The 4357-nt window shown below is 38.0% G+C and carries 3 protein-coding genes and 1 rRNA gene; all 4 read left to right on the top strand.

Going from position 1 to position 4357, the window contains the following annotated elements; all coding sequences use genetic code 11:
- Positions 1-331: ribosomal RNA gene (locus G602_RS0124285) — 23S ribosomal RNA — on the top strand; the annotation flags it as partial.
- A 182-nt stretch (positions 332-513) separates the two neighbouring features.
- Positions 514-1989, top strand: coding sequence for a GNAT family N-acetyltransferase (locus G602_RS31965; protein ID WP_081676165.1), 1476 nt, complete (start codon positions 514-516; stop codon positions 1987-1989).
- Between the two features lie 255 nt (positions 1990-2244).
- Complete coding sequence (locus G602_RS0124295; RefSeq protein ID WP_026661339.1) at positions 2245-3153, top strand: chemotaxis protein; 909 nt, start codon at positions 2245-2247, stop codon at positions 3151-3153.
- A gap of 110 nt (positions 3154-3263) precedes the next feature.
- A partial coding sequence (locus G602_RS31205; RefSeq protein ID WP_044933593.1) for a hypothetical protein occupies positions 3264-4357 on the top strand: 1094 nt, incomplete at its 3' end.

Here is a 4357-nt window from a genome sequence, read left to right on the forward strand (position 1 = left end):
CGGTACGCGAGCTGGGTTCAGAACGTCGTGAGACAGTTCGGTCCCTATCCGGCGCGGGCGTAGGATATCTGAGAGGAGCTGTCCTTAGTACGAGAGGACCGGGATGGACGGACCGCTGGTGTATCAGCTGCATCGCCAGATGCATAAGGCTGGGTAGCCAAGTCCGGAAGGGATAAACGCTGAAGGCATCTAAGCGTGAAGCCCCCCTCAAGATGAGATATCCCTGCTTCGGCAGTAAGACCCCTTAGAGACTATGAGGTAGATAGGCACAAGGTGTAAGCATGGTAACATGTTCAGCTGATGTGTACTAATAGGTCGAGGGCTTGTCCAAGAAAAGGATATAGAACAAAAGATAACGGATGAAAGATGGAATAATTCAGTGTTCGGTTTTGAAGGCATAAAAGATAATGGGATAGTCATTTGACTATCTCTTTTTTTGTATATAAATAGCTACGTTTTGTTTTTATTTTCTGCTATACTTCTTGAGAAAAATAAAAATACCGGAGGAGAGAGATGGACACTATACGAGATGTTAGACTTGATGATGCGGAAAGATTATTGGAAATATATGGATATTATGTAGAAAAGACAGCAATTACATTTGAATATGAGATACCGTCAATTCAGGAATTTAAAAATCGCATAGAAAAAATTACTTTAAAGTATCCATATATTGTTATTGAAGAAAATGGCATTATATATGGATATGCATATGCTGGAGTTTTTAAGGATAGGGCAGCATATGACAAAGCATGTGAATTAACGATATATATTGATAGTAAAGCTAAGAAAAAAGGATATGGTAAAGCTTTATATGCAGCATTAGAAGAGCGATTATCTCAAATCGGTATTGAGAACTTATATGCATGTATAGGAGATCCGGTTGTAGAAGATGAATATCTTGATAGAAACAGCGAAGAATTCCATGAGCATTTAGGTTTTAGAAAGATTGGTACTTTTTTTAAATGTGGGTATAAATTTGGAAATTGGTACAACATGATTTGGATGGAAAAGCTGATTGGCGAACATAATCTTGTATCTAATAGGATTGATTTGTGGGATGAAGGAGAATACTCATATCCATTGGCTTTTGGATTCAAACCTAATATGGTTAGCTATTTACACGACGATGGACTAAAACATCCGTGTATGATTATTATTCCTGGTGGCGGATATTGTGTTGTTGCACCAACGGAAGGGGAGATTGTTGCTAAGAAATTTTATAAGATGGGTTACAATACTTTTGTTGTAACATATACAACTAACATTCTCTTCAAAGAACCGCTTATGGATCAGCCCATGAAGGATGTCTCAAGAGCAATTCGACTTATTCGAAACGATGCTGATAAATATGGTATTTACGAGGATAAATTAACAATATGCGGATTCTCTGCAGGTGCTCATTTATGCGGATCCGTATGTGTGCATTTTGATGATATATCTGATGAAAACCGTGAATTAGATAAGATAAATAACAGGCCTGATGCTGCAATATTATGCTATCCGGTAATAACTTCAGGTGAGTTTTCACACAGAGATTCCTTCAATGCACTAATTGGTGAAGATGCCAGTGAGGACAAATTTGAATATTATTCATTGGAGAAGCAAGTAACTAATAATACTCCGCCAACATTTTTATGGCATACGGCAACGGATGATCTTGTACCTGTTCAGAATAGTTATTTATACGAAGAAGCACTTTCAAAAGCCGGTGTCAAACATGCGCTTCACGTTTTTTCATTTGGACATCATGGTCTGGGGCTTGCGGATTCTGATTGGGCAAACCATAGATTTGGCGAACCTTATACCTATGAGCAAACATTTAGAACAGTAGAAGCTGTAAAGAACAATTTAGTTGAAGTATCTGATGAAAAAAGAGAGGAATTGATAAGAGACTTTTCAGAGGCAAAATATTTTCCGGATGTTACATACCCGGAGGTATCATTATGGCCGGAGATGGCTGATGCATGGATTAAAACAACCATTTGATTTTTATTTATATATGCTATTTATAAACGAAAAGATGTTAAACTATATATAATCGAAACCAATTTTGAAATGTATAAAAAACTTATAAAGGAATTCTTAAAAGACAGTCAATTTGGCTGTCTTTTTAAATTTTTCTATTTATTTTCAAAAAGTATATGCTATACTAAATTAGGATATTAAATGTATATTCAATCGGTTTTTAGTTTGTTTTTTAATGATTGCAAGTATCAATTTTTCAAAGCGTGAGGTGAAAATATGGAATCGAAAATCTTGCTTGAAAATGGAACTAACGAACTTGAAGTCTTAGAGTTTAAAATTGACGATCACTGCTATGGAATTAACGTAGCAAAGATTAAGGAAATCATTGTGTATCAGGAAGTGACGCCGGTTCCGAATGCTCATCCCAGTATTGAAGGAATATTTATGCCCCGCGATACTATGATAACTGCAATCGATTTGCGCAATTGCTTACAAAGAGGCGCATCCAAGCCGGGTGGTCTTTTCATTATAACTAATTTCAATAAGTTGGATATAGCTTTCCATGTAGATGCTGTTGTTGGTATTCACAGAGTTTCATGGGCAGATATTATTAAACCTAACGCTACTATTTCAAAGGCAGAGGAGAGTATCTCTACAGGTATAATCAAGCTTGAAGAGAGACTGATAATTATCCTTGACTTTGAGAAAATTGTATCAGATATCAATCCTAATACCGGTCTTAATGTGGCTCAGCTCACAGATATCGGTACCAGACAGAGAAACGAAATTCCGATTGTTTTGGCAGAGGATTCTCAGCTGCTTAATAAGCTGATTGTAGATTCTCTTAAGAAAGCCGGATATGATAATGTTCGACACTTTGAGAATGGTAAACTTGCCTGGGATTATGTAAAGGGCTGCAAGGACAGAGGACAGCTTGATAAGGTTAAATGTATTATAACAGATATCGAGATGCCTATTATGGACGGACATCGCCTAACGAAACTTGTTAAGAGTGATGATGAGACAAAGCAGATACCGCTTATTATTTTCTCATCACTTGTAAACGAGGAAATGAGACGTAAAGGAGAGTCCTTAGGAGCCGACAGGCAGCTTTCAAAGCCGGAAATCGGTAATTTGGTTGCTGTAATTGATGAACTTGTTCATGCTGATGGCGAGGCCAAATAAAGATATATGATGTAAATGATAACTCCCTTTGTTGCTTCAGTTATGAAAATCAATTTTCAATGACTGCTACAATAAAGGGAGTTTTGTAATTTTCTTGGGGGGAAAATAACATGAATTCGAAGAATGAAGAGTATTTAGATGGCCTGTTGCAATCATTAAAAAAAGATTCCAACTCCGGAATAGCTAAGACAAGTTCTAATTCTGATTACGCAAATGCTAATGATCTGAATTCGGCTATTGCGAACTCTTCTGAAAACAGCGATCTGGCTGAAATTGGGCAATTACTCGGAAAACTGGATAGTGGTGAGCTTTTGGATTCAGGAATGAACAGAGTTCTTGATTCTATTAGTGCACCTGCTGATATGAATTTGCCTAAATATAAGATCGGGGAGGATATTGCCGAAGGGTATGAAAAGGACGCTGATGAGCTGGCACTTGATGAAGCTATTGCCAGAGCTGAGGCTATGGAACTTAAAGCATCTAAGCCTAGTGCAGCTGAAGAGTCTTTACTGGAAGTGGCACCTGAAATACTTATAGAGGATGAGGCAGATGAACTGGGGAGTTCTAATGTAGATGACAACACAAGGGCAATTCTTGATGAGATGGTTTCTGTAACTCCGGAAGATGAAATGGGTGTTTCAGACTTATCCAATGAAATCACTTTAGATAATCTGGAAATTCCCAATATAGACACATCAGAACCTATATCAGAGGAAATGCTTGACCTCGAGGGTATGTTGGATGCTTTCGAGAATACAGAAAAAGTATTAGATGATGATTCTGCTGAATTAAAAGCAGCGCTAAGTGAAAATGTAAGTCTTTCACCTGAAGATATTGTAGGTGATTTAAAAATTCCGGATGCAGTATTACAGGAGCCTGAAATACCGGATATTGATATCGATTCAAATGAAGATATTCCGACCACATACGAGGAATCTTCTTCTGACAAGATGTCAATTGAAGATATCGATAAGATGATGGCTGAGCTGAGTGAAATGGCCGGAGTCTCGGATATGGATGAAATCCCTGCAGCTGAAGAAATGCCGGTTTTAGAAGAGCCAGCATCAGAGTCTGTTTCCGAAGAAATGACGCCGGAAGATATAGAGAAAATGATGGCAGAGATGGGAGTTTCAGCGGAGGCAGAACAGCCTGCAGCAGAAACAACGCCTGCGTCTGACGAAATGTCACCAGAAGATATAGAGAA

Origin of the sequence: Butyrivibrio sp. AC2005 (assembly GCF_000424145.1) — a bacterium.
Lineage (GTDB): Bacteria > Bacillota > Clostridia > Lachnospirales > Lachnospiraceae > Butyrivibrio.

Excerpts from the sequence above, each read along its gene's own strand:
- G602_RS0124295 (WP_026661339.1), top strand. The coding sequence starts at position 2,245 with ATGGAATCGAAAATCTTGCTTGAAAATGGAACTAACGAACTTGAAGTC.
- G602_RS31965 (WP_081676165.1), top strand. The coding sequence starts at position 514 with ATGGACACTATACGAGATGTTAGACTTGATGATGCGGAAAGATTATTG.